Source organism: Bradyrhizobium sp. Ghvi, from assembly GCF_900115265.1.
Taxonomy (GTDB): Bacteria; Pseudomonadota; Alphaproteobacteria; order Rhizobiales; family Xanthobacteraceae; genus Bradyrhizobium.
The window spans coordinates 17,721-40,439 of sequence record NZ_FOVU01000018.1 but is presented as its reverse complement, the minus strand read 5'-3'; the positions used below and the strand labels follow the sequence as shown (position 1 = coordinate 40,439).

The window sequence follows — 22,719 nt, the reverse complement described above, 5'->3', positions numbered from 1 at the left end:
TGGCTTGAACGAGGATGCTCGACCGGGAAAATGACGGACGTCATGGCCTTCCGGGGAGGCGACGTAACTCAACTGAATTGGGGGCAATGGGACTGGCCTTTGACTTTGTCCACGCCTGAGCGCGCCGTCTTCGAACTGCTCGATGAATTGCCCAACAATGAAAGCTTCGAGCAGGTCGATGCCATGCTCGGTGGCCTTGCCAACCTTCGGCCGGATCGTTTGCAAAAGCTGCTAAAAGATTGCGCCAGCGTGAAGGTCAAGCGACTCTTTTTCTATTTCGCCGATCGCTACAACCATGCCTGGCTCAACCGGCTCAATAAGGCAGCCCGCCGGGATCACTCCGAATCGACCGGCGCCTAGTCGAACGAGAGCGTCAATTGTGTGCGAAGATCAAATAGCGGCAGCATGCATAGGTGAAAGATCAGCTAGCAGCCATAGACCGCATTATCCCCGTAAGGATCGCCGTCGCTGAGCAAGCCATGCGAAAGCCGGTTACGAAGATTGGGGCCGATCTTCTTCAAGAACACGTTCTCGTATCCGCAACAATAGCCGCTCCGAATACGGCCAGCAGTTCCGATCGCATCTGGTCAAAGAGCGACGAGATCGTGCGGTCTTCCTGCGTTTTGACCGCGTCGTCCGTTTTCGTGACGTCATGTCCGTTACTCTTGAGCACATGCCGCAGAGATTGCTCAAGAATGGGCGTCAGAATGTATACGGCGCCGATGAAATCATCGGGCGAACGGCCAAGCGCTGCGTAAGCGAACAGCTTGTCGCGCAGCAAAGCGTGCTGCATCTGCTGACCGACCCGGCCCCGGCGAACGTCTACAGCGGTCCTATCTGGATGACCTTTAGACAGGCGAACGAACTTGGCGCCTATGTGCGCAAGGGCGAGACCGGCACGCTGGTCGTCTATGCCGACACGTTCATCCGCAAGGAAACCGATGCCGAGACAGGCGATGAAGCCGAACTCGCCATTCCCTTTATGAAGGGCTACACCTTTTTCAACGTCGAGCAGATCGAGGGACTTCCTTCCCACTACTACGCGCAGCCGGAGCAAGCGACAGCGTCTGTTCCGCGCATCGCGCAAGCCGACGCGTTCTTTGCGGCAACGGAAGCCGCGATCGTCTATGGCGGCAGCCGCGCCTGCTATGTACCCCCGACCGACAACATCCATATGCCCTGCATCGACTTCTTTCAGGATGCGGTCAGCTACTACGCCACGCTTGCGCACGAATGCACCCACTGGATGCGCCATGAAAAAAGCGTCTCAATCGCGAGTTTGGCCGCCAGCGCTTTGGTGATGAAGGTTATGCCATGGAAAAATTGGTGGCCGAGCTGGGTGCTGCATTCCTCTCGGCTGACCTCGGCCTGACGCCGAAGGTAAGGGAAGACCATGCCTCCTACATCGCGTCATGGATCAAGGTCCTCAAAAACGACAAGCGCGCCATCTTCACCGCTTCCTCGCATGCGCAGCGCGTGGCGGATTACTTGAACGGTGGGTTGCGGCTTGCCGAACCGCAGCAAGGGGAGGCGAAAGCCGCCTGACGAAGTCTGATCGGATCACAATGAAACCGGCGAGCTTCACCGCTCGCCGGCCCTTCGTTGATGCCAGATCAAGGAATGTGTGATCTTCAGTGCGTGTAGCCCTTTACGAGCACTGGGCTCTCGTTCAGGAAATCATCCGACTTCAGGCGGTTCAGATCATAGTCGGATTGAGCCACGATGATGGGGCTTTGAACGAGATCCGCATCCGAGATGCTGCGGTCGATGCCGACCAGATGGCCCGCCCAAACCGAGCCATCCTTCGAGCGCAGGAGGCTCAACTCGCCCATCACATCGCCTTTTTCGTTGCGATAGGTCAGCATCGCGCGCTTTCCATCCGATCGGCCCGTGACGTACCACCAGCGCGGATCGGGCTTGCCGTCTTCCGAATAGCCGCGGAAACGGCCCCGAACCACGCCGGCACTATCGAGGTTTGAGATGCGGAATTCATACTTGAACTTGATGGTTGTGTTGATTTTGCCTTGGCCGGGAGCTTGTTCGCCCGGCTCGTTCGTGAACGCCGCCATATCCTGACGCAGATACAGGTATTCGGCGGCCGGATCAGTCCACTGCGGCGCGTGCGTGGCCGCAACCTGCTGAATGCCACCGGCCAAGACACCCGCGATGCCAAGCGTCTTCGCCAGCACCAGGCACCGGCGGACCGACGGATTGCGGATCAACCGGCTGGCACTCGACTTCGCCCAGGCAAGAACCTGCCTGAACGGCGAAACCGTCGGCGCCGCTTGCGTGGAAGCGGAAGCTGCCGCGAGGTCGGGAGCGGTGACCGACGCAGAGTCCGAAGCGGTCACGGCGGTGTCGTGCGAGATGCGCGACGTAACCTCATCCGGTGTGATCGCGGGGGCATCGTGCGAAATCCGCGCGGCCGCATCGACTGTTGCGTTCGCCGCAGCGTCGTGGGAGATGCGCGCGTTGGCAGGATCGAAATCTGGCGCCGCAGCGTCACGGGACAACGGCACGACGACGCCATCAATCGCGGCGGCGTCGTGCGAGATGCGGGCGCTGGCGTCAACAGATGCGCGCGCCGCGGCATCGTGCGAAATCCGCGCGGCGGGCGCGGTGGCGTTGATGGTGAGAGACGCCGGCGCGTCATGCGAGATGCGTGCGGCTGTGGACGACTTATTCCCAAGCTTGGCCATGGCCAATCCTATTAGGGCGGTGTTGAACCCCATACCGCTGCCCTCGACGCGTATGAGGACCACGCGCGAAGTTTAAAGGGCCGATTCTGAACGGCAGCTGTCCGCATCCTTAACGTGTGGTAATCATGCGCTAGGCAGCCTCGCAGGTTTCCCCTATCAAGTCATTGATTTGGCGCCACAAACGTCCTGGTCGCAAAGCCAGGGAAGGTGACGAGCGCCATTGTGTCGCATGCCACCCCCGCTACCGGAAGGAATTGTTGCGGAGCATGAGCGCGTCCATACAGGTGGCGCTCTCGATGGCTGGGTCAATCGCGTCTGGTACATGCCGATCTGGCAGACCGATGCCAGTTTGCAGGATTATATGCGATGACTGCGATCAACGTTGATGGCCGGGACCTATCCCCAGCTTCTGCGCCTTCTGCCGCAAGGAGCCCGCGGTCCGTTTCATCTGCTTTGCAATTTTCGTGACCGGCGTTCGTGCATTTCGAATGCTACTTCAGCTGCTTGATATCATCCTTGCTATAGCGCGCGCGTGCCGGAGCCTTTCTCCTCGACTGGGGTGACCTACATAGCAGCTTCGGCAGCGCCGTCAAACGCGCTGCCTTGTGCGAAAGATTGTCCTCGATGATCACGAGCGGCAGGAACAAGTGTGGGATGCGCTCGGCTGGGACAAGAGCCGTCAGGCGATATTGAGGGAGCTGACCGAAGGACAAATCCCCAGCGATGACCGCGCGTCACCTTTGTCGGCATCGACGCCTATGAGGCGGCGGGCGGCATCATCACCCGCGATCTGTTCGATGAGGGCGGCGGCTAGGCATTCACACCCACTGGATAAGAGCTTCTGCCAGGCGCTTGCAGATACGGCGGCCAACACCCTAATCGAAGTCAAGCACGAATGCCGGCGCGTCAATCTGTACCGGTCTCAATTCTCCCCGCTGCTCACGCCAGCGGAGCGGGCGAGCTACTACGCAAGCTTCGACGCATCCGAGGTGACCAAAGAGATCGAGGATCTGCTGTGGGCTGAGGTCATCGTGCTGGTGTTTCCGACGTGGTGGTTTGGACCGCCTGCTATTTTGAAGGGATGGTTCGACAGGTTTGGGCGCCTGGCGTCGCGTACGACTACGCGCCCGATTTTGGCGCCATTCAGCCGCGTCTGCATCGGCTACGGAAAGTGGTCGCGATAACAACTTTGGGCTCGCCTTGATGGGTGGACTAGCTTGTGCTCCGGCGGCCCGTTCGGCGCATTCTCAAAACAGCAATGCTTCGCACCTGCGCGCCTCAGGCTTCGCTCACCTTTCTGTCATTCTACAAGTGTGAAAAGCTGTCTTCGGGTCTTTCGATGCTGCGCTGGTCCGCGTCAAAACGGCGCCTCGAGCAGTATAGACGCCTCACTAGGTAGCGCGGCTCTCAAGAACCGCGGTCTTCGTTACCAAATATTCCCAGCAAATCTCTTTGACTAAGTTCCGGGTATTCAACCCCCTGTTGCTCGGGTTTATGCGAACTGCTAGCTTGAACGGAGAGGGAACATACTCCATCCAACCGGATTGGTGAGTAGCTGGGTTTTTTAAAGGTAGACGCCCTATGTTCCACCCTGAGTTAGGTACTGGTCGAGAACCATGAGCATCCGGATCAACCAGGAATACGTGAACGACACCGCGAAGCTGATCATGCATCGACTTATTGCGCGGCAGATCGGTCGCGACCCGTCGCTGGTCGAAAGGGCGAAGGATTCTTTGGCCCATAACTCGCAGCGCTTCGAAGGCTATTCTTTCGTTCGCGAGTGGTCGTACATGCTTGGCTTTCCTCCATCTACGGTACGCCGTCGTCTGACGAGCCGCGACGAAGAGATGACGCGTCTACGTCTGTCCTCACCTTTCGTTGTGGCGGAAGGCATCAACTTCGAGGATGACACTCTGCGCCGTCGTATCTGGAAGGCGGCGAAGCGGATTGCCGAGAGATCTGCGATCCATCAGACCGCGGCACTTCCGCGGATGGCGGCGTGACACAAACCTCGTTTATTCGAACTATTGAAGACCTTGTCGAGATAGTCAGGGTGATCGCTCGGCTGTTTAAAACCGACAAGGTCTTTATCGTTGGCAGCCAGAGCATCTTGCTTTCATGGCCCGATGCACCGGTCGTCCTGCGCACTTCTGGTGAGATCGACGCATATCCGGAAAACGCGAAGTATGGGAGATCCGGCAGAAGAAGCTGGATCCCGAAGATGATCCTGAGGCTTCAGAAGAGATCAATGCTCTCTACGGCGAGGGCTCTACATTCCATCGGGAGCACGGCTTCTATATCGATGGTGTGAACGAGGATACCGCGCGGCTTCCTGAGGATTGGAATAAACGCGCGATACCAAAACGCTCGACGTTGACGACTGGAAGGTTCTCGCCGTCGCGCCATGTCCTGAAGACATTGTTGTATCCAAGCTCGCTTGTCGGAAAAGGACAAGGAGTTCGTGGAGGGGTACCACAAGGCGCGGCCTTTCAATCGCGAGCTCGTCGTGAGCGTATCAAGGCGACAAAGCTGGAGGCCGAGCTTCAGGAACGAGCCATAAGCTTCGTACGTGGCCCCGGACGAGCCCAAAGCAGACGCTGCAGTAAGCCATCTGCCGGGATCCTAGCAGCCATCGCTGCCCAACCTCCTGCGACAAACCTCTCTGGGTCTACGTGTAAACACTCGAGGCCATCATTGATCCGCTGGCGGGCATATGAGCAGTTGCCGGTCGTTGTTGAATCGCCTGTCCCGACCTCCCTCGCGATTGAGCGCCAGGTCTGCTCGACCCACGATCGCACCCGGGGGCGTTTTCTCCTCGGGGCCTTTTCAATCGCCAATAGTACACTATCGTGCCAATTACTAATTACTACATGCGACCAGCCTCAACTGGTTAGAGCCGGGTCATTTTCCGCGCGAGAGCTTGCCATTGCGTTCTAGAATGAAGTTTCGGTCTTGCTTTTTCCAGACAATGACGCGAGAAGCGCGACCAACCTCAGTGGCCTCTTCGTTCGATTACCAGCGATCGCCTTTGCGTACGCGTTCTCAGCATGGGACCGCCTCGGTATTCGAGGCTGAAATACCGCGTCAGACCGGAGGTCGCTTTGCCGCGCCGATGACCTAACAGGCTGTTGAAGAAGTAGCCAATCGGCGAGCGATGAAGGGAATGTCGTCGCCGCCCTCGAGGCATATCTCACCTTCGAGGGAGCCATCGGCGAGTTCTTCTGCCCAACCGCGACCTCTTGCGGGCTCCATCTCGTCGGTGCCGTGCCATGTGAACTCGACGGCATCGCCTTCGCAACGGCCATATATTGCCCCCGTGAGGCAATCCAGGGCGAACTCGCCGCCCTCGGCTGCGAACAGGATGTAAGAGCCCGCGCCAGCCATGTCGTGATCGGGCGTTTCCACCACACGCCATTTACCCCGCACGCTCATGGCTGCACCACCAGCAGCTTGGGCAGACGGATCAGATTGTAGGCCGCGAGCGCCAACGTAAAGGCGGCGTCCACGCGCTCGCGCCCCCGTAGCTTCACCTTGGCCAGACCGGCGGAACTCTTGATCCACCCGAACACCTCCTCAATCCGTTTGCGGCAGCGTTGGCTGATCTCGTAGCCGGCGTGGCGGGTGGTACGGGCGTCGACCGCCGTCCTGCGCGGGGTACCGGTCTTGCTGAGATGTCCGTCGTCGCGATGTGCGGCGTCACCGATCGTTCTCTCAAGTCGTGCACGAACTGCGTGACGTCATAGGCCTTGTCCGCGCCGAGCGTGATCCGTCGGCCTGTGCGAACACGACTATCGATCAACGCCAGCGCCGTCTCTCGTTCGGCCGTGCCGGTGGCCTGGCTGACGGCACCGCCGACCGCCAGACCATGGCGGTTCTCCATCAGAGCATGCCCCATGTAGCAGAGCTTGGCCGGCCGCCCATCCCCCTTCTTGTACAGCCGGGCCTCCGGGTCGGTCGTACTTTGGTGCGTCTCGTTTGAACGCTTCTCCTTGTGGAAGCTACGCTCAGCGTTGCGTCCCGGTCCCTCGCTGTCGTTGTCGTCTCCGTCCTTTCTGCGGAAGCTCTTGATCGAAGCCCACGCCTCAATCAGCGTGCCATCGACCGAGAAGTGATCGCTCGACAACAGCCGCTTCACCTTCGGCCGAGCCAGCACCGCCGTAAGGAATTTAACGGCGATCTCACCCTCTAACAGCCGGTCGCGATTCTTGGAGAAGGTCGAGTGGTCCCACACCCGATCGTCCACGCCCGGACCGACAAACCAGCGAAATAGCAGGTCAAATTCCAGCCGCTCCATCAATTGTCGTTCCGAGCGAATGCCGTAGAAGGCCTGCAGCAGCATCGCCCGAAGCAGCCTCTCCGGTGCAATCGAGGGCCGGCCAAAGTCCGTGTAAAGCCCCGCAAACGCCTTCGATAGATCGCCTAGCGCAGCGTTCACAATCTCCCGGATCGTCCGTAAGGGATGGTCCGGACGAACCCGCGCTTCAAGATCCACGTAGCTGAACACCGATCCCGACCGTTCGTCCGATCCCCGCATCCCGGCCTCCCGATTCAATCATCGAGAGAATCACGTCCAATTCCATCCCGCCAGAGACTTCTTCAACAGCCTGCTAAGGAGCATCTTGCGAAATTCGGCATCATACCACATCAAGAAAGAGGGGATAGCGACCGATGCTCACCGCTTTCTGCCCACCCATAATGAGCACGCGCTATCCGACGATGACTCGACCCAGTTCACCGAGCCATGAAGCTTCACATAGGGCCGCACCAAGGTCGGCATGGTGAAGTCGGATGAGTTCGGCTCCACTACGGCGAATTTGTCCTGTCGGGCGCCGGTCGGGGTGAACTCCGGCATGTACTTGACGCCGGGAAGATGGAGCAAATTCAGAGCGCCTCCGACCACGGGTGCAAGTGTTGTTCGAAGAGCGCATCCTTATTGAGCGTAAGCAATGCATGAAATCGGCTTAGAAAGCTCTGCGGGAAATAGGGGACCTGAGGGGGTCGTCGAACTCGAACTTCACTGTGCATGAAGCTGTTGTTCATTCCGTTGAAGATCCCCACCACCCCGGTGATCAGCGCGTTGTGCCGCCTCAGGTCATTGGGATCGCCTGAGACGTGCAGGTCGTCCAGCACCTGCTCGAAGCCGGCGACGAAGCCTGTCGCGCGTAGCCCCATCGATAGGGGCTCGTCCAAAGCGGCTTCAGGGGTCATCTGCAATGTCCGGAATTGTCTCAATTTCCACAAACACATGTTTTCTTGGGCACTCAAGGGGCTGACGGCCGAATGACGCTGCAGCCGTCGGAGGCTATGGGCCCGGCGTCCTAGGCACAGCGCCCGGCGTTGCTCAAGGCCGCCTCAGTTGGCCGCGTTCTCTGATCTAGCTCGAGCGATGCCCCACTCACAGCAGTCGATCAGGCGCTGCCTGCCGCGCCGCTGGCAAGCCGTTCGTGGTCGACGATTTCAACACGGATCAGCTTCGGGCAGGGCGACCGAAACTGATATCGCAGCCATTTCCAAGGACCGGGCGGTGGTTGAAAAGCCGCCGCTCGTCATTGTCTCGACACCTGCTCGGCCGATCCCCTAATCGTTGGGGTTCAGAAGGGCAACTTCCATAGAAAATAGAAAAGCGCAGCAATGGCTCCCCAGAAAAGGATGCCGCGGAAGATGAAGGCGAGCGTCATACTAGTCGCGGTCTCGCCCAAGCCGCTGCGCCATGGTAATTCCATCGATCGCATCTGCCAGAACGTCTAAGAAAACCCGATACCATACATCACTCGGGAAGCTCCCACTCTCGTAAGCTGCCGACATAACGGGTCAGAGCGATAACGCCTGCGATCGTGGTTGGCGCTGAACGGATCAGCACATTCGCATGCGCCGCGAAAGCATGGTTCCTTTAAGTGCTAATATCGTCGGCGGCGTCGAATCCGGGCCCCCCATCGAGCTTCGCCGATACGGATAAGGCGGCGTCGTAATGGACCGACAGCTCGCGATGACGCTCGATCGCGACGAAGATTAGATCCCGATCGGCTGCAGCTGTCGATTGCATGGAAAGTTCCTGCGATGACAATGTGGGCCCCAAGCAAGTAGCAGGCCTACGTTACCATAGCGGCCATGACGATAATCAGCGTAGCGGGTCATTCATCTGCGGTATTTCTGCCCATTGGATTGGGCGTTGAACGAGGTCACCGGCTCCATTTGAAGGTCGAGAAATGTCGTAGACGAGGCGCGCGCCTACTCGCGCCGGAAAACGGCTTCGCTCCCGCTGTTCCTAGCGTAAAGCTGCACATTTGCGGGGCATCAAAGGTTGTTATCCCGCCTCGGTCGCGATTGGATACGCTTCCACATTAGAAAGAGGCGGACGAACTATGAAGTTGATTGCAATAGCTGTCGGCCTGTTGCTGCTCGGCGTAATCGGACAAGCAAACGCACACGGCGGACATGGAGGGCGCGTCAGCTACGGCGGCGGCCACCACACTACCAGTCATGGCGGCAGCTATTTGGGCGGATCCGGCTCATCACATCGTGGCGGCACTTATGTCAATTCGAGAACTGGCAACCGTTACGGCACTCATCGATAACGAGGAAGAGGCAGATTTTGAGGCGCGGCGGGCTTTTTACGCACGGGCAATAACGTGAGCCGACGTTTCGGCCGGGAAGGCGTCAGGGTCCTGGAAGGGGCTTTCTAACAGCGCTGTTTTGCTCTTGGGCGTGGTCGGCCTTCTCCTCACCGGGCACTCTCTTCCGGCCGGGCTGGCTCGGTCGGGACCGGCACTTCGCCACCACCCTCATCTGGGTTAAGGCATGGTTTTGTTCGGTTTGCGAGCGCTGCTCTCGCACAATGACGTTGATGGCGAGCGGCGCCTGCCAGAAGACTCAGGCGATCTTTGGACAACGCGCTAAAATTCTCTAGAGAGAAGGGCCGGGATAAAATGCAGCTCGGAGCCCCCAAGCATGAGAGGCTCTGCCGCTGTTCTTCACGTTGATCCAGTGGTTTTGTCCTGCGCTACAGGACCGGACTTGACCAGTGAGCGCTTGGTCGAGCGAAATGGCAGACCGCCGTCAAGTAATTGAGAGCTTTATTTTAGTGTATTGCATGCTTTGCGACGTGTGCTGCGCTGCTTGAAGCAGCAAACCTCAACCTCGGCCGTGGCGACGCTTGGCCCTTGAACTTCGTATGAAGAGCAATTCGAGGATGAGGTAGACCGCTTTCGGATCGGCGTGCCTAGAGACCAGATAAGATAGCATGTTGTGGCGCAGCTCTGGCGTGAGCCGCAGTGGGACCTTCTGAAGCATGCATGTACGCGAATAAGTGATGCCTTCTTGGTCGTCACATGCGCTGCCGCACAAGTGGTGCTTTGTTGTTTCTCATACGAGCTTGTCACGCTTCAGACGAGATTGTTGCGAAAACGCCAGCCAGCTCATTTGTCCGGCCACGGCGATTGCGAGAGCGGAAATCTTGACGCCTGCGGGTTCGATGCTCCACGCAAATTTCTGCGCGCTCGGCGCTGGTACGACGCTTGCTTAATGGCAGGTCCATCTCTTCTCGGATCGGCGCAGTACATCCGCCTTGTGCCGAGTTCGGGACACGGACGCCAGATTAAGGTTGCCAGCATGTCAGGTATTGCTGCCGCTGTTCTATTGCCTTGGAGCAGCTCCCCCCACACGGTTTACGATCGGCTCAATCACATGCTTCCGAGACTCACTCTTCGAGGACAGGCAGGAGTCGCCATCGCTGCCTTTACGCACAACAAAGGCGTTCGATATAAAACTGCGTTTCAGCCATCTCACGAACTGCATGCGATCGAGCAGGATGAGCAGGATCCGGAGCGCCTCCCCCACGTTGCAATCGCTCAGGTTCGCTGTAGACTTTGCACAGACGGCGAGAGCGACGATCAATCAACTCGAAATCGTAGGGCCACCTCCCGCCAACTGACAATTTCGTTGGACGGAGCGTTAGTAAATGCTCGCGAGGTTAGGGCAGAGCTGACTGCCCAAGGTCACACCCTCGAGGGACGGACGCATGCCGAACTCTTCCTCAAACTAGTGGAGCACGTTTGTGAAAGGGATTACTGGCGCCAAGGCGTGCGGGTTAACTATGAGAACGTCTTTCGTGAGATCGACGAGCGCATTGACGGTGCTATCAGTGCACTTTTGCTGGACGCCCAAGGAAATCTGATCGCGTTCCGCAATAGGTATGGTCTGCGTCCTTTGGAGTTCATGCAGACGGACGACGGATTCTTGCTCTTTGCATCGGAAAATTGCGCCTTCGCAGGACTTCTGGGCAAGTCAGACCAAATCGGTCCCGGCTATATCAAATATGTGGATGGCAAAAATGGGCATTGTTTCGATCGTTGTGTCAGCGATTCCCAGCGTGCCGCCAAGCTTTGCGTCTACGAACCTCTTTACCTCGGAAGTCCGGATACCTCGATTGAGGGCCGATCTCACCTCGTAACTCGTCACAGTATCGGTTTCTCGCTGGGTGAGCTTATTGCGCGGCGGCTTCCCGCAGAGCCGGACGCCGCTCCTATCATCGTCTCGTCCATGCCTCATACCGGAGGACCCTACGCTGATGGCTTATTTTCATCTCTCGTAGCACGCGGGGTTAACGTCGAACGACGTGAAGTCATTGAGACGCAAATCTCTGAGCGAACTCTCATCGGCCCAAATAGCGAGCGCAAGCGTCGTATTGCTCACAAGTACCGTCTGGCTTCGATTGACGTCGAAAAACGCTCGATCCTCATGGCCGATGAAGCTCTCATTCGTGGCGATACCAGTCAGACCGTAACGAATATGCTTCTTGCCGCCGGGGCCAAAGCTGTCCATTGGGCAATCGGATCACCGCCTATCGTGGCTCCAAATTACTACGGCGTAAATATCGAGACTATTGATGAACTTGCCTTCTGGCGGACATGGAAGGGACTATCCGCTCAACAGCGGAATCAAAGCCTACTATTTAAAGATATGGAGCCGGATGTCCTCAGAATCATCGAAGGAAGAATTGCAGCCTCGATCAGCGCGACAACCGTGACTTACTTGCCCTTCGCGCGTCTCACATCGTTGCTGCCGCGGGGGAGCGAGGGAATAGATTTGTCTCCCTTTACATTTGAAATGCCAACGCCTGCGGGGCAAACGCGCGCAAATCGAAACCTGCATAACTTGGTGGCTGACCACCATAGAGCTGCCTGAGGCCCGAAGCATGGAGCCGGTTCTTGTGTTTGATTGGAATGGCACGTTGCTTGACGATGCCAATGCGGTACTGCAAACGACGAACGTTATCTTGGAGCGCTTCGGACGCCCGACGATCGATCTGGATACCTTTCGCGACCATAGCGATGTCCCACTCTCGATTCTGTTCCGCAATATCGGAATGTCAGAAGCGGAAATCGCAGCCGTAGATCACGATGGGGGCGCAATCTTCCATGACACCTACGAGCCGCTAGCCGATAAAGCGGAGTTACGCATAGGTGCTCGCACAATGCTGGAACTTGTGCGCCAAGAAGCGGCTTCGTCGATCATAGTGAGCAACCATATAGTCGAGCCGCTTGTTGCTCAATTGCAAAGGCTCGGAATCGATAATTACTTCGACGGCGTTCTGGCTTTTGAAAGCCGAGCCACGCAGTATAAGACGATGAGTAAAGGGGAGAGACTTCGGCGCTATATGGAGCAAAATGATATAGATCCAAAGTCAACCTTCATCATCGGGGATATGCCAGTTGAAACGAATATTGCTCGGAGCCTTGGACTGAGAAGCATATCCATCACCGGGGGATTTGTTTCCGAGTTGCGATTGCGAGCTGCAAAGCCGGACCACATTATCCACAACTATCATGAGCTGTTACCAATTGTTCAAGCACACGGATTTTTCTAAATGGATAGATCCTATGTGCGAACGCGAGACACCGCGCTTGGCGCCGGGGCGAGACGGGGCAGGCCTTCTCTCAGAGTGGGCGCATGGGAAAGGCCTGTGGCCTCAGCAGTTCGGCTTGGGCGTCGATCTACACGATGCATGCCCACGATCAGAGGCTGGCAGCATGAGCCTGAACACGACCGCGGTCCGGATCAAGGTGACCCTCAAGGATGTGAAACCTGATGCGATGCCTTGTCGTGCCGCTCACGCTGCGCCTTGATCGGCTGCATTTGACGCTTCAGGCGGCGTTTGGCTGGACGAACAGCCATCTCTTCGAGTTCCTGGCCGGCAAAGGACGTTGGGGTATCCCTGATCCCGATGGAGATTTTGGCCCTCAGCCCATCGATGCCCGCAAGACGCGGCTCTCTATATCGTTCAGGAGACCGGCGCGAAGACCACCATTATCTCTACGACTTCGGCGACAGCTGGGATCACGTGATCAAGCTTGAAAAGTGGTTCGATAACACGACAAAGGAGGGACTTCCGTTCTTGCTCGAGGCCGCCGGCCGTTGTCCTGCGGAAAATGTCGGCGGTGCCTATGCCGAATACCTCGACCCCATCAGCGACCCCACCCATCCGGATAACGAACATATGCGCCTTTGAGGCCCCGAGCAGTTCGACCCAACGTCGTCGACCGGAAGGCGCTTGAGGCCGCTGTCAATGCGTTGTCCGACATATGGAAGCCGCGCCGGCGCACCACGCGCACAAAATAGACGTCAAGCGCCAATCAAATGGGCCTCAAAGCTACGCTTACAGTGTAGTGAACCTGGCTGTAAAAGAAGCCGCGCGACGCAACTCGCCGGGTGAGGTAATCGCAGTAGAGCGCGAGGTAGTAAGCGGCATCCCCGCCCATATTTCGGCTAGCTACATGCAGCGCCAGAACCTGACTCTGCGTATGAGGCAGCGTCGGTTCGCGCCTCACCAACGGCTTCTCAAAGAAGCTCGCCAACCATGCGGCGGCGGTCAGCTTGTACGTAGCGCACTACAACCTATGCCGCGTCCTCGAAGCTCTGCGCACCACCCCAGCGGTCGCGCAGGGCGTTGCTGAGCGTGTTTGGACGATTGGCGATTTGATAGACGCTGTGCTGCCCGAACCAGCCCGCTCGGGTGAAGCGGAATTTTCCGGTAATTGATGGTGGAAAAATTGAACCGCAGACAAGCTGCCGTGCACAGATTGGCGTGAGTCTTCTGTGCAACACCCGCATTTTTTGAAACTTTGTTGCTCGTGCTGCATTGACTCGCGACGATGGTCGCAAGCATAGATTGCAAGGTTGCATTCTGTGATTCTACTGAGAAATCAAAGGGGTTGCAGATTCGTAAGCTGTCAAGACCTTTTTTGTTGACCGACCAGCAAATGTCTATATCCTGTTCCGCAGAGCAGGATGACGCGAAGGAAGCCCTTTCGCGTCATATTCCTTTGCGAATCAAGTGTTAAGACTTTTTTGCGAAGGTAAAGGATGAGGATTCGGAGCGTGAACATGGCCAAGACATCGGAAAAGACCCCGGCGCCGACCCCTGCGGGCGACGACTTCGTCCGCATGTATCCGTGTAACTATCTGAATGATCAGATCAGGGACCCTCAGGAGGCCCCGAGCGCTTTTAAGGTGGTCAAGGACGCGTTTTTCGACAGGAAATAGTCCCCATCTTAACCATTTAGTGCGGAGAAGGCCTTGCATTATGCAGGGCCTTTTTTTATGGCAGAAATCTTGGCTCGCGGGAAATCCCGCGGTCGATTCGCCGCAGGGTTGCGATATGAACGGTGTTTTCAAGAGTTTAGAAGACGAGAAATTCTTCTTCGATTATGTGACGGCGCATTTTGAAAAGGCGCCCGCCGCAGCGATCCAGGATTTCCCTTGCAAGCATACGATTGATAAGGAGCGCGTCATTTTCGCGCACGGCGAATACAATCAGAACATTAAGCAGTATGCGGTGCTCTTGGATTCGGAGAATCCGGACCACTACAAGCGCGCCGGCGCGATGTTACATGCGCTCTACAAGAGCGATATTGTGACCAACATCGAGTTCGAAGCGAGCCCTTGGGGGACGATCGAGCAGGTGGAAACCGGTGAAGTCCTGGGTCTCAGCTATGGCGATAGCCAGCAAATGATCCGCTTCCCGATGTTCTATGAGGCGTTCCACAACCAGATGCTGGCATTTGACTTGTCGTATCGCCTCTGTTGGGCTTACGAGCCCAAACCGCGCGAATACGACTTCGGGTACCTCTATAACGTCTGCCACTACCTGACAAAGAATCGCGATCTGACGGTAGACTCACTTTCGATGCTCTTCCGCTCCCTGATGCACTAAGGGGGACTGAACAATAACTGCGGGAACCTGAAATGTGATCTCAAGCCCATCGGAGAGGACACCTTCAAGCTGGACGTCACCCCGAAGCCGAGCGTGGCGCCCCAGGATAAGACGAAGATCATGAAGATCGATGCGAGCACCGTGAAGGGCCTGCTGAAGGATATCCCCTCGGTAGCGGTTTTCGCGATTGGCTAGGTACCTGCAAATTGCTAATGAGGGGGGCTGATTGGTCGTGCTCGATGTGAGCTTTCAACAACCTCTGCCTCGTGGCTTGCACCTGGATCTGAGACGATCTTCAAAGGAAATTGACCGGCCGGCCTTGCGAATTCCATAGTGACATTCCCGCCTGCTTTAGCGACCAACGCTTTCAGGCGATCGAACTCGCCGCACCAGATCGTTTCCATGTCGTGGTCACGAGTTGCATCGCGACCTTGAACTGGGCTGCCGATAGCTACGGCGCGTACCTGGAGGAGATCCGATCTCGATCCGCCCAAGAGCTCTACTCCGTAGCCAGGAGTGGACGCCTTACGAAGGACAATCTGGCCGTTCTGGACCCAGGCGGTCGCCATTCCCTCCGATACCTCGTATCCAAGGCTGGCAAGACCTTCGAGTACCGCGCGCCTGCGCTCCGCGGCGGCCATCGCCTTGAATTCTTTCTCGATGAGAAAGTCGGCGCGCTTGAGGAGCTCTTGCCCATTGCTGGACAATGGGGAGGGGAGGGCTTCCTCGATTTCGCTTAGCAGCGAGGTAGCCTCCGCCGACTTCATCACGGAAAGCTCGGCGCCTCGCGCCCGAAGCTCGTCCACCAGTCGCGCGCTGGCGCGGCCATCTTTCACGGCCGCGGCGAGGTCCAACAGAAGGCTATCTGCGACAAGCGATCTTCGAGCCGCAGGCTCTGCTTCCAACTGCGCGACACGGGCCGAAAATGGAGAGGGATCGATGCCAAGCCCACGCAACTCGCCGAGAAGAGTATCGACGCGCCTCAAGGCAGGATCCTCCATCTCCTGAGCTTGCCCGGCAATCCATTCCTGCAGCGTGCCGCGACGTTCGCCGGCGCCCAGGCGGGTGGCAAGCTCGCGTTGCCGGTCTGTCGCGGTTTCTTGTGCCGCCTGAGAAGGCAGCAGCAGCAGTGCCTTTGCCATCGCCGTTTCCAAGCGCTCGGAAGATCCGGTCAAGCTGAGCTCGTTTCGAATGTCGTCGGGAATTTCGACTTTCAGAGCTTGCAGTCTCTGTAGCAGCGCCTCGGCTGCAGCTTTGGAGCGCCTCAATTCGCGGTTCGAACGGGCCGCCATTTCGGCAGCTCTTTCGACCCGGCGCTCGGAATCCGCCTGAAGGAAGGCGATCTCGGCGGCAACCTGTTTCTGGAGTTCGATGAAACGATCGGTCTCGAGCAGGCGACGAAGCTCATCTCGCCGCACTAGGACTTTGTCGATGTCCTTCTGCTCAATCGTCCCGTTGCGTTTGCCGGCGGTGGTCCAGCTTTCGACCCCTGCGTCAAGCCGCGCCAGGTTGCGGCGGCAGATGGCGATGATCTCGGCTCGGGTAACGATCCTGAAGGCTTTGGGTCCGCTCATTGCAATCCTCCCCCACGAAGCGCGTGCTCGATAGCGTTCTTGAGCCGGAGGCGTTCGGCGTCTCCAGCATGCGTCCAAGCATACGACGAAACTCTATGGACATGAGGAACAGCTCTTCCCAACACATTGGGACGCCAGATCTCGCGAGCACGAGCTCTTTGAAGCAAATGATGTTGCGGCGCATCGCATTCCACCCCTATGGCGTAGAGGCCGGTCCGCGGATCGGTCACGGCAAAATCAAGGCTGAATGCGCCGCCATCGCGAGCCCGACTTGGCTTATAGCCATTCGCTTCCAGAAAGGCTTCGACGGACCTGGTGAAGCCGTCGTCCTCATGATGTCCAGCTTCGTGGGGGACACGTGGTTCGGTTACCATCCGCTCCAGGAGCGTCTTTCCGGAGTCTGCAAGACCATCGGAAACCGTCCTGGCATATTCGAGGTAGCCTTGCAGATAGTCGCGCGGCACCCTGGGACCACTTCGTCTGGTCAGCAGGTCCGATATCTCCGATATCGGCATGGATGTGACGATGACCACCTTTTCTCTCGCACGGGTTACCGCGACATTCAGGCGGCGCTCGCCGCCGGCCTGGCCTAGCGCGCCGAAGCTCTTGCGGAAAACGCTGTGTTCATTGCGGCCGAATGTCGTGGAGAAGACGATGATATCACGTTCATCACCTTGCACGTTCTCCACGTTTTTGACGAAAAACCCCATGTCCTCGCCATGCTCGATACGTTCGCACTCTCGCATCAATGCCTCTCGGAACGCTGAATCGTTTTCGGCGCGGTCTTCCAAAGCATCTTCTATGGCGTCGGCCTGCTTGCGGTTGAATGTGACGACACCGACCGACGGCGGCGATGGATCATCCCAAAGCTCCGATAGGTACTGTACGACATCGCTGGCTTCCTTTTGGTTCGTCTGAGCCTTGTAAGTGCCGTCCGAGCGCACCACTTCGATCGGCTTGAGCCTGCGGATTGTCTCTACGGGATGGCGAACGGGGACGCTAAGGCCGTTGGCATAGAACGATGCATTCGAGAATGATATCAGCTCTCGATATTTCGAACGATAGTGCACCTGCAGAGTGCGGGTCCGAAGCACGGAGCGGGCGAGTTGGAGGAGGTCAGGACAATCCTTGATCTCTCTGCGATTCCACGTCTCCGCGAAGGCTTCGCGTTCCTCCTCGCTGGCTCCTTCTTCTGGTTCTTCACCGTCGAATATTGCCGCTTCGTCGTTCTCGACCTTGCTGGCGAAGAAGGAGGTCGGCGGCATCTGCTTTTCGTCGCCGCTGACGACGACGAGCCTGCTGCGGAATAGGGAGGGCAGTGCATACTCGACTGGCATCTGCGAAGCCTCATCAAAGATGACGGTATCGAAGAGTCCCGCGCGAGGTTGCAGCACGCGGCTCGCGATATCTGGCGTCATGAGCCAGACTGGCCGGAGCGCGAAAAGACCGAGCGGAGCGGCGCGATCGATGAATTCGCGTAATCTTAGCGCTCTTGGGCCACGCAGCCTGGTGATCGCGTCCCACTCGCTGGTCGGACGCACTTTTGCCGCATCGATACCTTGGACGAGAAGATCCCGGTTGTACTGCCGGATCTGCGCGTCGGCTTCCGCCAGCGATTTTACCTTCGCATCTAGCTCGTCCGCATCGAACAACACGTCAGGATTCGCACCCTCCATATCGGCCTTCCACGCCAAACGCGCCTCCCGGCCTATCGTGGCGCGAATGCAGCTGTCGAGGTCTTCGGAAGACAGTTCCGAAAGCTGGGACTCCCTCGACCTGAGTGTTGCGAAAATGGTGCGCTCCTTGTCGTCCAGGCGCGAAGAGCGAAGTCGATATTCCTGGTAGCTGCTCAGCATCGGCAGAGCTTGTACGATCTGGTCAATGGCGCTCGCATTGGAGCGGCCATTCTCAATCGCCGAGCGTCTCGATCCGAGCCACAGTTCGTCGAAATAGGTCTTGAGTTGGTCCAATGCGGCGCGGCTTTCCTCTCTCGTGTCATGCCTTCTCAGGGCGAGTTCGGCCCGCTGAAAGAACGTGCCGAGTTCTTCGGTCGTTCCGGCCGAGAGCGCTCTCTCGAGCTCAAGCCGGTCCGGGCACCGATCGATGAGCGAATTGTGGCCTCCCAGACCATTGAGGAACGAGCCGAGGCGTTCGGCGAAATCGGCGAGCTTACCGGGGGACAAATCCAGATTGGGGGCGCGGCCGAACAGGACCGTGAAATACTGATCGAGTTCGTGCCTTGGCTGGCGTATGGCCAATTCGAGCTCGACCGCGTAATACAGCGAACTGATGGCGTCGTTATCTTGCGGGAGCTGCAATGACGCAAGGAGCTGGCGTACACGGCGCGTTCGCAGCCAATGGAGCGGGTTGAGCCATTGTAGGGCGCTTGCCGGCAAGCGAACTTGGCCCGCGAGCTCCCCGGCAGAGCAGAGCTCTTCCTTATTGAAGGCGATAAGCTTGGAGCAAAAATTCGGTTTGTAGGATGGGCCGTCGAGCGATGAGAAAATTTCTTTTATCGCCGATAGGCCCTCCAGAATGCGCACAGCTTCCGATGTCCCATGCTCGACATTCCGAAACAGCGGCCGCAATCGCGCGAGATTTGCGCAGACCGAATCGCTGATCGAGCGGAACTCAGCCGCTTCGCCGAGCCAGGACCGAAATGCGGCCGCATCCGATATTTTCAGGCAATTCGCTGTCTCAGCGTCGGTCTGCTCTCGCCGCGCGTCGGCTTGCAAAAATGCCTGCAGGTGCAAGGCCAGCGCAGCCGCGGTTCCTCGATCCGAATTGAACGGCTTGAGGGCGGACAGAGAATTGCCTTCAAATTTCGAGGGAAGCCAAAATTTCGCGAGCGGGCCGCAATTCTCCTCAATTCTCGCCACGTCCGCGGGATGTAGATCTGCCAGCAAAGGGCGAAGTTCAGGAGCGTCAATGGGTTTTCCGCTGCCTTCTTCGATCTCGAGCAGTTCGCCGAGCAGCGCTCGATAGGACAATCCGGTTCGATCATCCACGGAATGAAGTGCAACCTGGCGACGATCCAGCTCCGTCTCGAGCGTCTCAATGCGAGCCGCGAGGCGATCGCGCTCTCGCTTCCACGCCGGAGACCTTCCGGGAGACAAGTTGTGCAAAGCCTGGACCTGCGAACGGATTGAGCCGACGATCGGCTCACGGTCGCGATGGGCATCGGTGATCATGACGAAGCGATCCGTCAGGCGTTCCTTATCCAAGCGCTTGCGGACCACCTCGAGAGCGGCTTGTTTCTGGCAGATCACGAGCAGCGATTTTCCCGTGCCGATGGCGTCCGCGACCATGTTGACGATGGTCTGGCTCTTGCCGGTTCCGGGAGGTCCTTCGATCACCAGTCCCGGGGCCTGACGTGCTTCGAGGACGGCCGCTTCCTGCGAGGGATCACTGTCTGCAGTAAAGTACCGGTCGGCCTCTTTCACTGGAGGAGACGTCGCAGGCGCCGCCTGCTGTTCGTTCAGCCGCAGGGCGGCCTCGAGTGCTGTGGCGGTCGGCGGCAAGCCCCGGAGGGTCTCGAGATCTTTCATTACCGCCTGGCCCATAAAGGCTAGATGGAACAGCACGGCTGCTGGCACCAGCTGGCGTTCTTGCGGACCGACTTCGACGTCCTTTCCGGGAAGCGCAGTCAATTCGTTGCCGACAGGCTTGGCCAATCGGCTGAAGGCGTCCATCACCGCCTGGACGGACAAGCTCGCATGGGTCAGGAGCTCGTTGGCCGCTTCCTGCCAACGTCTCGCCTCGGGGATGCCGACCATTCCTTCGAGTGCGGGATTGACGAGAACATGCTCGATCTCGGTATCGGGATTTCTCTCGCGGCCATAACTTAAATTGACATGGCCGCGGTTACCGACCTCCGGATTAACGCGCACCGGCCATAGCAGGACGGGCGCAATCCGCGGTCTCGCGTTCGGCCGATGATCGCGCATGATCAGGAACGGAAATCCCATGAACAGGCCATCGATGCCGGTATCGCGCCTGTAGAGCAATGCATGGGAGTGCAAGGAGCGCAACCTTCGCTCAAGCCCGTCGTCATCGGCGAAAGCCGCCGGATCGACGTTGACGGTCCGGTTCGTACGACCAAGCAGTTGGTCGAGAATGTCAGCTGCCGGCACTCTGGACGTATCGAGCTCGGTGAGATCGATCCTGGCCGATTTGCCGATCAGCATGCGCGTGAGTGGTCCGCGCAACACGCCGCCTGAAATCCGCTTGGCGAAGAAGTCCAAGATCGTCGACACATAACTTTGCTTGGGAAGCGCTCTCCACGTCTCGGCGGGCACACAAAGAAGGGCGAGCGCGCGCCCCAAGGGCATCCGTCTGTCCAGGCGAAACTGGTCCGCCCACTCGTCGACCTCCTTGATGCCGCATCTGGCGAAGTTTTGAATGCGCTCGTCAATCGCCTGGTAGATCTCCCGACGTGGGCGGCCGAGGAGCGTTGTCGCCTCCTCTGCCGAAAAGTTGCCGAGCCCGGCCGTCGACGCTTCCTTTTCTGCCTCTTCGATGATCTCGGCGACCGAGCGGAACTGGTTCGAGGTCGCGCTGAGCAGGATGACGAGGTCTTCTTCCGCCGAAATGCGCCGCTCGGTAAGCGCTGCTACGCCGGCATGGTCGGTATCGGGAAAAAGCCTTCGCCGTTCTTCCCAGAGCGCGGCGAGGCGCGCCATAGAGGTCGACAGCAGGTGAACGCGCAGAGCATCCTCGTCGACAGCGATTTCGAGTTGGTCCAGTCGCTTACGAACCGTGTCGGAGCGGACCTTTAGGCGCCAGAGCCAATCGTCCGGATCAATCTTCCGCAGCAGGTCGGGTGCAGGACCTGTGATCAGACTGTAACCGTCGCTTGGGTGGTCGAGCAGCCAACCCGGTGTGACGATATTGCCTCTAACGATCAGAGGCATCGACGGATTGAGGGCTTTAAGGGAGATGGAGAGCTTCAAATCCTCCTGAAGGTCCTCAGTCCGCAGAATTTGCCGAAGACCTGCCGCAACAGCCGCTTCGAAGCCGGCCTCCGAAGTCCAGCTTGCGACGGCGCCGCTGAGGACAAGCGCCTTGGCTTGGTCCCAGTTCGCAGCTTCCGCCGCTGCCAATGCGAACATGCTTGCAGATCGATATTGTTTGCCACCCAGCGAAATCGAGCTCCGGCCCTCTGTGTCGCCCGCTGTATCGGCCGCTGGCGCTGATACGCTTTCTCCGCGTAGCCACGCCTGAACTTCCTTCCACTGCCAGCGCTGGCGCCTGTCACGCGCCAACAGGCCGCGCAGCAACGTGTTGGTCCGCTCATCCAGACTTTCGGGCAGGTGTACGCCGCTCGTGAGAATGTGGATCAGAAAGGCCTGCTCATTGATGCCTGCGAAGCACGCGCCTTGGGTGATCTTCTCCAACAAGATCATCCCCATGCTCCACCAATCGGACGCCGGGGCGACCCCGCCGGCGATCGCCTCGGGCGCCATATAGCGAGTGGTTTCAAGCGGAGACACGATATCGAGGTCGAATTCGGAGAGCCGTGCCGAGCCGAAGCCCCCGACGACAAGGTCAAGTGGCTCTTTTGACCGCACGAACACCACGGAAGGGCGCAGATCCCTGTGCCGCAGTCCGGCTTCGGTGAGAGCGTGAACGGCCTTGGCGAGCTCGCCGACCAAGGTTGCAACAGACGCCGGATCAGCTGGATCGACGGCAAAATCCGTCAGCGTGCCGCCCTTGAATTCCTCCGCGACCTCGTAGGCGCGGTCTTGCCAGCGACCGGTTGCGAAGAATTCGGGGACGTGATCGCGAGGAAGCTTTAAGAGCAAATCATAGATCGCTTGGTCCGGTTCCGAGCCTATAGCGTAAAGCGTGAGGATTCCTCGCTGTCCATCTGAGGCGCGCGTGGCGACAAAGCGCTCGCGAACTGTGCTGGAGGTGGCGATCCGATCCTGCAGATGCCAACCGTCCACGATGGTTTCTTGGCCGGGTGCTGGCGCGGGCTGTGGCGTCGGAATGGGCTCGGTCGGTGAGGGCGCCTCGTCCCCTTCGATGATCGGCTCGCCGCATAGGCTGCAGATCAGGTCGCCAGGAGAGCCCTGATGACCGTTTCGGCAGGTCGGGGCGCTCGGAAGAGGGATTACAGGTGGATTTGGCCTCGGTCTCGCCGATCCCGCCGGCATTATATCGACCGCCGAGAGGTCCCAGCCGCAGGTTTGGCTGTTCAACGTGCCTTCGCAAAAGATCTCGCTGACGGGGC

16 protein-coding genes and 3 pseudogenes are annotated in these 22,719 nt (G+C 58.3%); 11 read left to right on the top strand and 8 right to left on the bottom strand.

Annotated elements, in window-relative coordinates; translation table 11 throughout:
- The first annotated feature begins 30 nt into the window (after positions 1 to 30).
- Complete coding sequence (locus BM374_RS34800; RefSeq protein ID WP_092303116.1) at positions 31 to 360, top strand: type IV toxin-antitoxin system AbiEi family antitoxin domain-containing protein; 330 nt, start codon at positions 31 to 33, stop codon at positions 358 to 360.
- A 68-nt stretch (positions 361 to 428) separates the two neighbouring features.
- Here the strand turns inward: BM374_RS34800 and BM374_RS39630 are convergent.
- Positions 429 to 730, bottom strand: a pseudogene (locus BM374_RS39630) (DUF4209 domain-containing protein); the annotation flags it as partial.
- Here BM374_RS39630 and BM374_RS40175 point away from each other — a divergent pair.
- Positions 653 to 1,372 carry an ArdC-like ssDNA-binding domain-containing protein gene (locus BM374_RS40175; protein WP_349510012.1) on the top strand — a complete coding sequence of 240 codons (720 nt, stop codon included), beginning with the start codon at positions 653 to 655 and terminating at the stop codon, positions 1,370 to 1,372. The pseudogene BM374_RS39630 and the gene BM374_RS40175 sit on opposite strands and share 78 nt — an antisense overlap.
- Positions 1,327 to 1,545 (top strand): zincin-like metallopeptidase domain-containing protein, encoded by a 219-nt coding sequence (locus BM374_RS40170; RefSeq protein WP_502689485.1) that lies wholly within the window; start codon positions 1,327 to 1,329, stop codon positions 1,543 to 1,545. Before BM374_RS40175 ends, BM374_RS40170 begins: the two co-directional genes overlap by 46 nt.
- 86 nt (positions 1,546 to 1,631) lie before the next feature.
- Here BM374_RS40170 and BM374_RS34790 read toward each other — a convergent pair whose 3' ends face one another.
- Complete coding sequence (locus BM374_RS34790) at positions 1,632 to 2,699, bottom strand: hypothetical protein (RefSeq protein WP_092303114.1); 1,068 nt, start codon at positions 2,697 to 2,699, stop codon at positions 1,632 to 1,634.
- Positions 2,700 to 3,304: 605 nt separating this feature from the next.
- Between BM374_RS34790 and BM374_RS39230 the strand changes: the two genes are divergently transcribed.
- Both BM374_RS39230 and BM374_RS34775 read left to right on the top strand, forming a co-directional pair.
- Positions 3,305 to 3,883, top strand: a complete 579-nt coding sequence (locus BM374_RS39230) for an NAD(P)H-dependent oxidoreductase (RefSeq protein ID WP_210188620.1) — start codon at positions 3,305 to 3,307, stop codon at positions 3,881 to 3,883.
- A gap of 432 nt (positions 3,884 to 4,315) precedes the next feature.
- Positions 4,316 to 4,702: a hypothetical protein gene (locus tag BM374_RS34775; RefSeq protein ID WP_092303112.1), complete on the top strand. Its 387-nt coding sequence runs from the start codon at positions 4,316 to 4,318 to the stop codon at positions 4,700 to 4,702.
- Positions 4,703 to 5,816: 1,114 nt separating this feature from the next.
- Here the strand turns inward: BM374_RS34775 and BM374_RS34765 are convergent.
- The 4 genes and pseudogenes from BM374_RS34765 to BM374_RS39620 all read right to left on the bottom strand — a co-directional run bounded on the left by BM374_RS34765 (position 5,817) and on the right by BM374_RS39620 (position 8,742).
- The gene (locus BM374_RS34765) at positions 5,817 to 6,131 is read right to left on the bottom strand and encodes a hypothetical protein (RefSeq protein WP_092303108.1); all 315 of its coding nucleotides are present in this window, start codon (positions 6,129 to 6,131) and stop codon (positions 5,817 to 5,819) included.
- Positions 6,128 to 7,233, bottom strand: a pseudogene (locus BM374_RS34760) (IS5 family transposase). The gene BM374_RS34765 and the pseudogene BM374_RS34760 overlap by 4 nt, the downstream one beginning before the upstream one ends.
- Positions 7,234 to 7,580: 347 nt before the next feature.
- Positions 7,581 to 7,907, bottom strand: a complete 327-nt coding sequence (locus BM374_RS34750; RefSeq protein WP_092303104.1) for a hypothetical protein — start codon at positions 7,905 to 7,907, stop codon at positions 7,581 to 7,583.
- Positions 7,908 to 8,589: 682 nt separating this feature from the next.
- Complete coding sequence (locus tag BM374_RS39620) at positions 8,590 to 8,742, bottom strand: hypothetical protein (RefSeq protein ID WP_244552804.1); 153 nt, start codon at positions 8,740 to 8,742, stop codon at positions 8,590 to 8,592.
- 1,274 nt (positions 8,743 to 10,016) lie between these two features.
- On the opposite strand from BM374_RS39620, the gene BM374_RS34735 reads away from it, so the two are divergent.
- The 6 genes and pseudogenes from BM374_RS34735 to BM374_RS34715 all read left to right on the top strand — a co-directional run bounded on the left by BM374_RS34735 (position 10,017) and on the right by BM374_RS34715 (position 14,910).
- The gene (locus BM374_RS34735; RefSeq protein ID WP_244552803.1) at positions 10,017 to 11,882 is read left to right on the top strand and encodes an amidophosphoribosyltransferase; all 1,866 of its coding nucleotides are present in this window, start codon (positions 10,017 to 10,019) and stop codon (positions 11,880 to 11,882) included.
- Between the two features lie 10 nt (positions 11,883 to 11,892).
- Positions 11,893 to 12,564 carry an HAD family hydrolase gene (locus BM374_RS34730; RefSeq protein ID WP_092303100.1) on the top strand — a complete coding sequence of 224 codons (672 nt, stop codon included), beginning with the start codon at positions 11,893 to 11,895 and terminating at the stop codon, positions 12,562 to 12,564.
- A gap of 221 nt (positions 12,565 to 12,785) precedes the next feature.
- Positions 12,786 to 12,926 (top strand): annotated as a pseudogene (locus BM374_RS40030) (IS1096 element passenger TnpR family protein); the annotation flags it as partial.
- Position 12,927: 1 nt separating this feature from the next.
- The gene (locus tag BM374_RS34725) at positions 12,928 to 13,206 is read left to right on the top strand and encodes a plasmid pRiA4b ORF-3 family protein (RefSeq protein ID WP_349510016.1); all 279 of its coding nucleotides are present in this window, start codon (positions 12,928 to 12,930) and stop codon (positions 13,204 to 13,206) included.
- Positions 13,207 to 14,081: 875 nt separating this feature from the next.
- On the top strand, positions 14,082 to 14,240 hold the full coding sequence (locus tag BM374_RS39010) for a hypothetical protein (protein ID WP_177248750.1): 159 nt from the start codon (positions 14,082 to 14,084) through the stop codon (positions 14,238 to 14,240).
- A gap of 40 nt (positions 14,241 to 14,280) precedes the next feature.
- Positions 14,281 to 14,910, top strand: a complete 630-nt coding sequence (locus BM374_RS34715; RefSeq protein ID WP_092303096.1) for a hypothetical protein — start codon at positions 14,281 to 14,283, stop codon at positions 14,908 to 14,910.
- A 209-nt stretch (positions 14,911 to 15,119) separates the two neighbouring features.
- On the opposite strand, the gene BM374_RS34705 is transcribed toward BM374_RS34715, so the two are convergent.
- Together BM374_RS34705 and BM374_RS34700 are read right to left on the bottom strand one after the other, a co-directional pair.
- Positions 15,120 to 16,484, bottom strand: a complete 1,365-nt coding sequence (locus BM374_RS34705) for a coiled-coil domain-containing protein (RefSeq protein ID WP_092303094.1) — start codon at positions 16,482 to 16,484, stop codon at positions 15,120 to 15,122.
- The gene (locus BM374_RS34700) at positions 16,481 to 22,432 is read right to left on the bottom strand and encodes an AAA domain-containing protein (RefSeq protein ID WP_244552802.1); all 5,952 of its coding nucleotides are present in this window, start codon (positions 22,430 to 22,432) and stop codon (positions 16,481 to 16,483) included. Before BM374_RS34700 ends, BM374_RS34705 begins: the two co-directional genes overlap by 4 nt.
- Positions 22,433 to 22,719: the final 287 nt, after the last annotated feature.

Bases quoted from the DNA above. Each gene is read 5' to 3' on its own strand.
- BM374_RS34750 (WP_092303104.1), bottom strand. From the start codon at position 7,907: ATGACCCCTGAAGCCGCTTTGGACGAGCCCCTATCGATGGGGCTACGC.
- BM374_RS40175 (WP_349510012.1), top strand. From the start codon at position 653: ATGTCCGTTACTCTTGAGCACATGCCGCAGAGATTGCTCAAGAATGGG.
- BM374_RS34765 (WP_092303108.1), bottom strand. From the start codon at position 6,131: ATGAGCGTGCGGGGTAAATGGCGTGTGGTGGAAACGCCCGATCACGAC.
- BM374_RS39010 (WP_177248750.1), top strand. From the start codon at position 14,082: ATGGCCAAGACATCGGAAAAGACCCCGGCGCCGACCCCTGCGGGCGAC.
- BM374_RS34775 (WP_092303112.1), top strand. From the start codon at position 4,316: ATGAGCATCCGGATCAACCAGGAATACGTGAACGACACCGCGAAGCTG.
- BM374_RS34715 (WP_092303096.1), top strand. From the start codon at position 14,281: ATGCAGGGCCTTTTTTTATGGCAGAAATCTTGGCTCGCGGGAAATCCC.
- BM374_RS34705 (WP_092303094.1), bottom strand. From the start codon at position 16,484: ATGAGCGGACCCAAAGCCTTCAGGATCGTTACCCGAGCCGAGATCATC.
- BM374_RS34800 (WP_092303116.1), top strand. From the start codon at position 31: ATGACGGACGTCATGGCCTTCCGGGGAGGCGACGTAACTCAACTGAAT.
- BM374_RS34730 (WP_092303100.1), top strand. From the start codon at position 11,893: ATGGAGCCGGTTCTTGTGTTTGATTGGAATGGCACGTTGCTTGACGAT.
- BM374_RS39620 (WP_244552804.1), bottom strand. From the start codon at position 8,742: ATGCAATCGACAGCTGCAGCCGATCGGGATCTAATCTTCGTCGCGATC.
- BM374_RS34790 (WP_092303114.1), bottom strand. From the start codon at position 2,699: ATGGCCAAGCTTGGGAATAAGTCGTCCACAGCCGCACGCATCTCGCAT.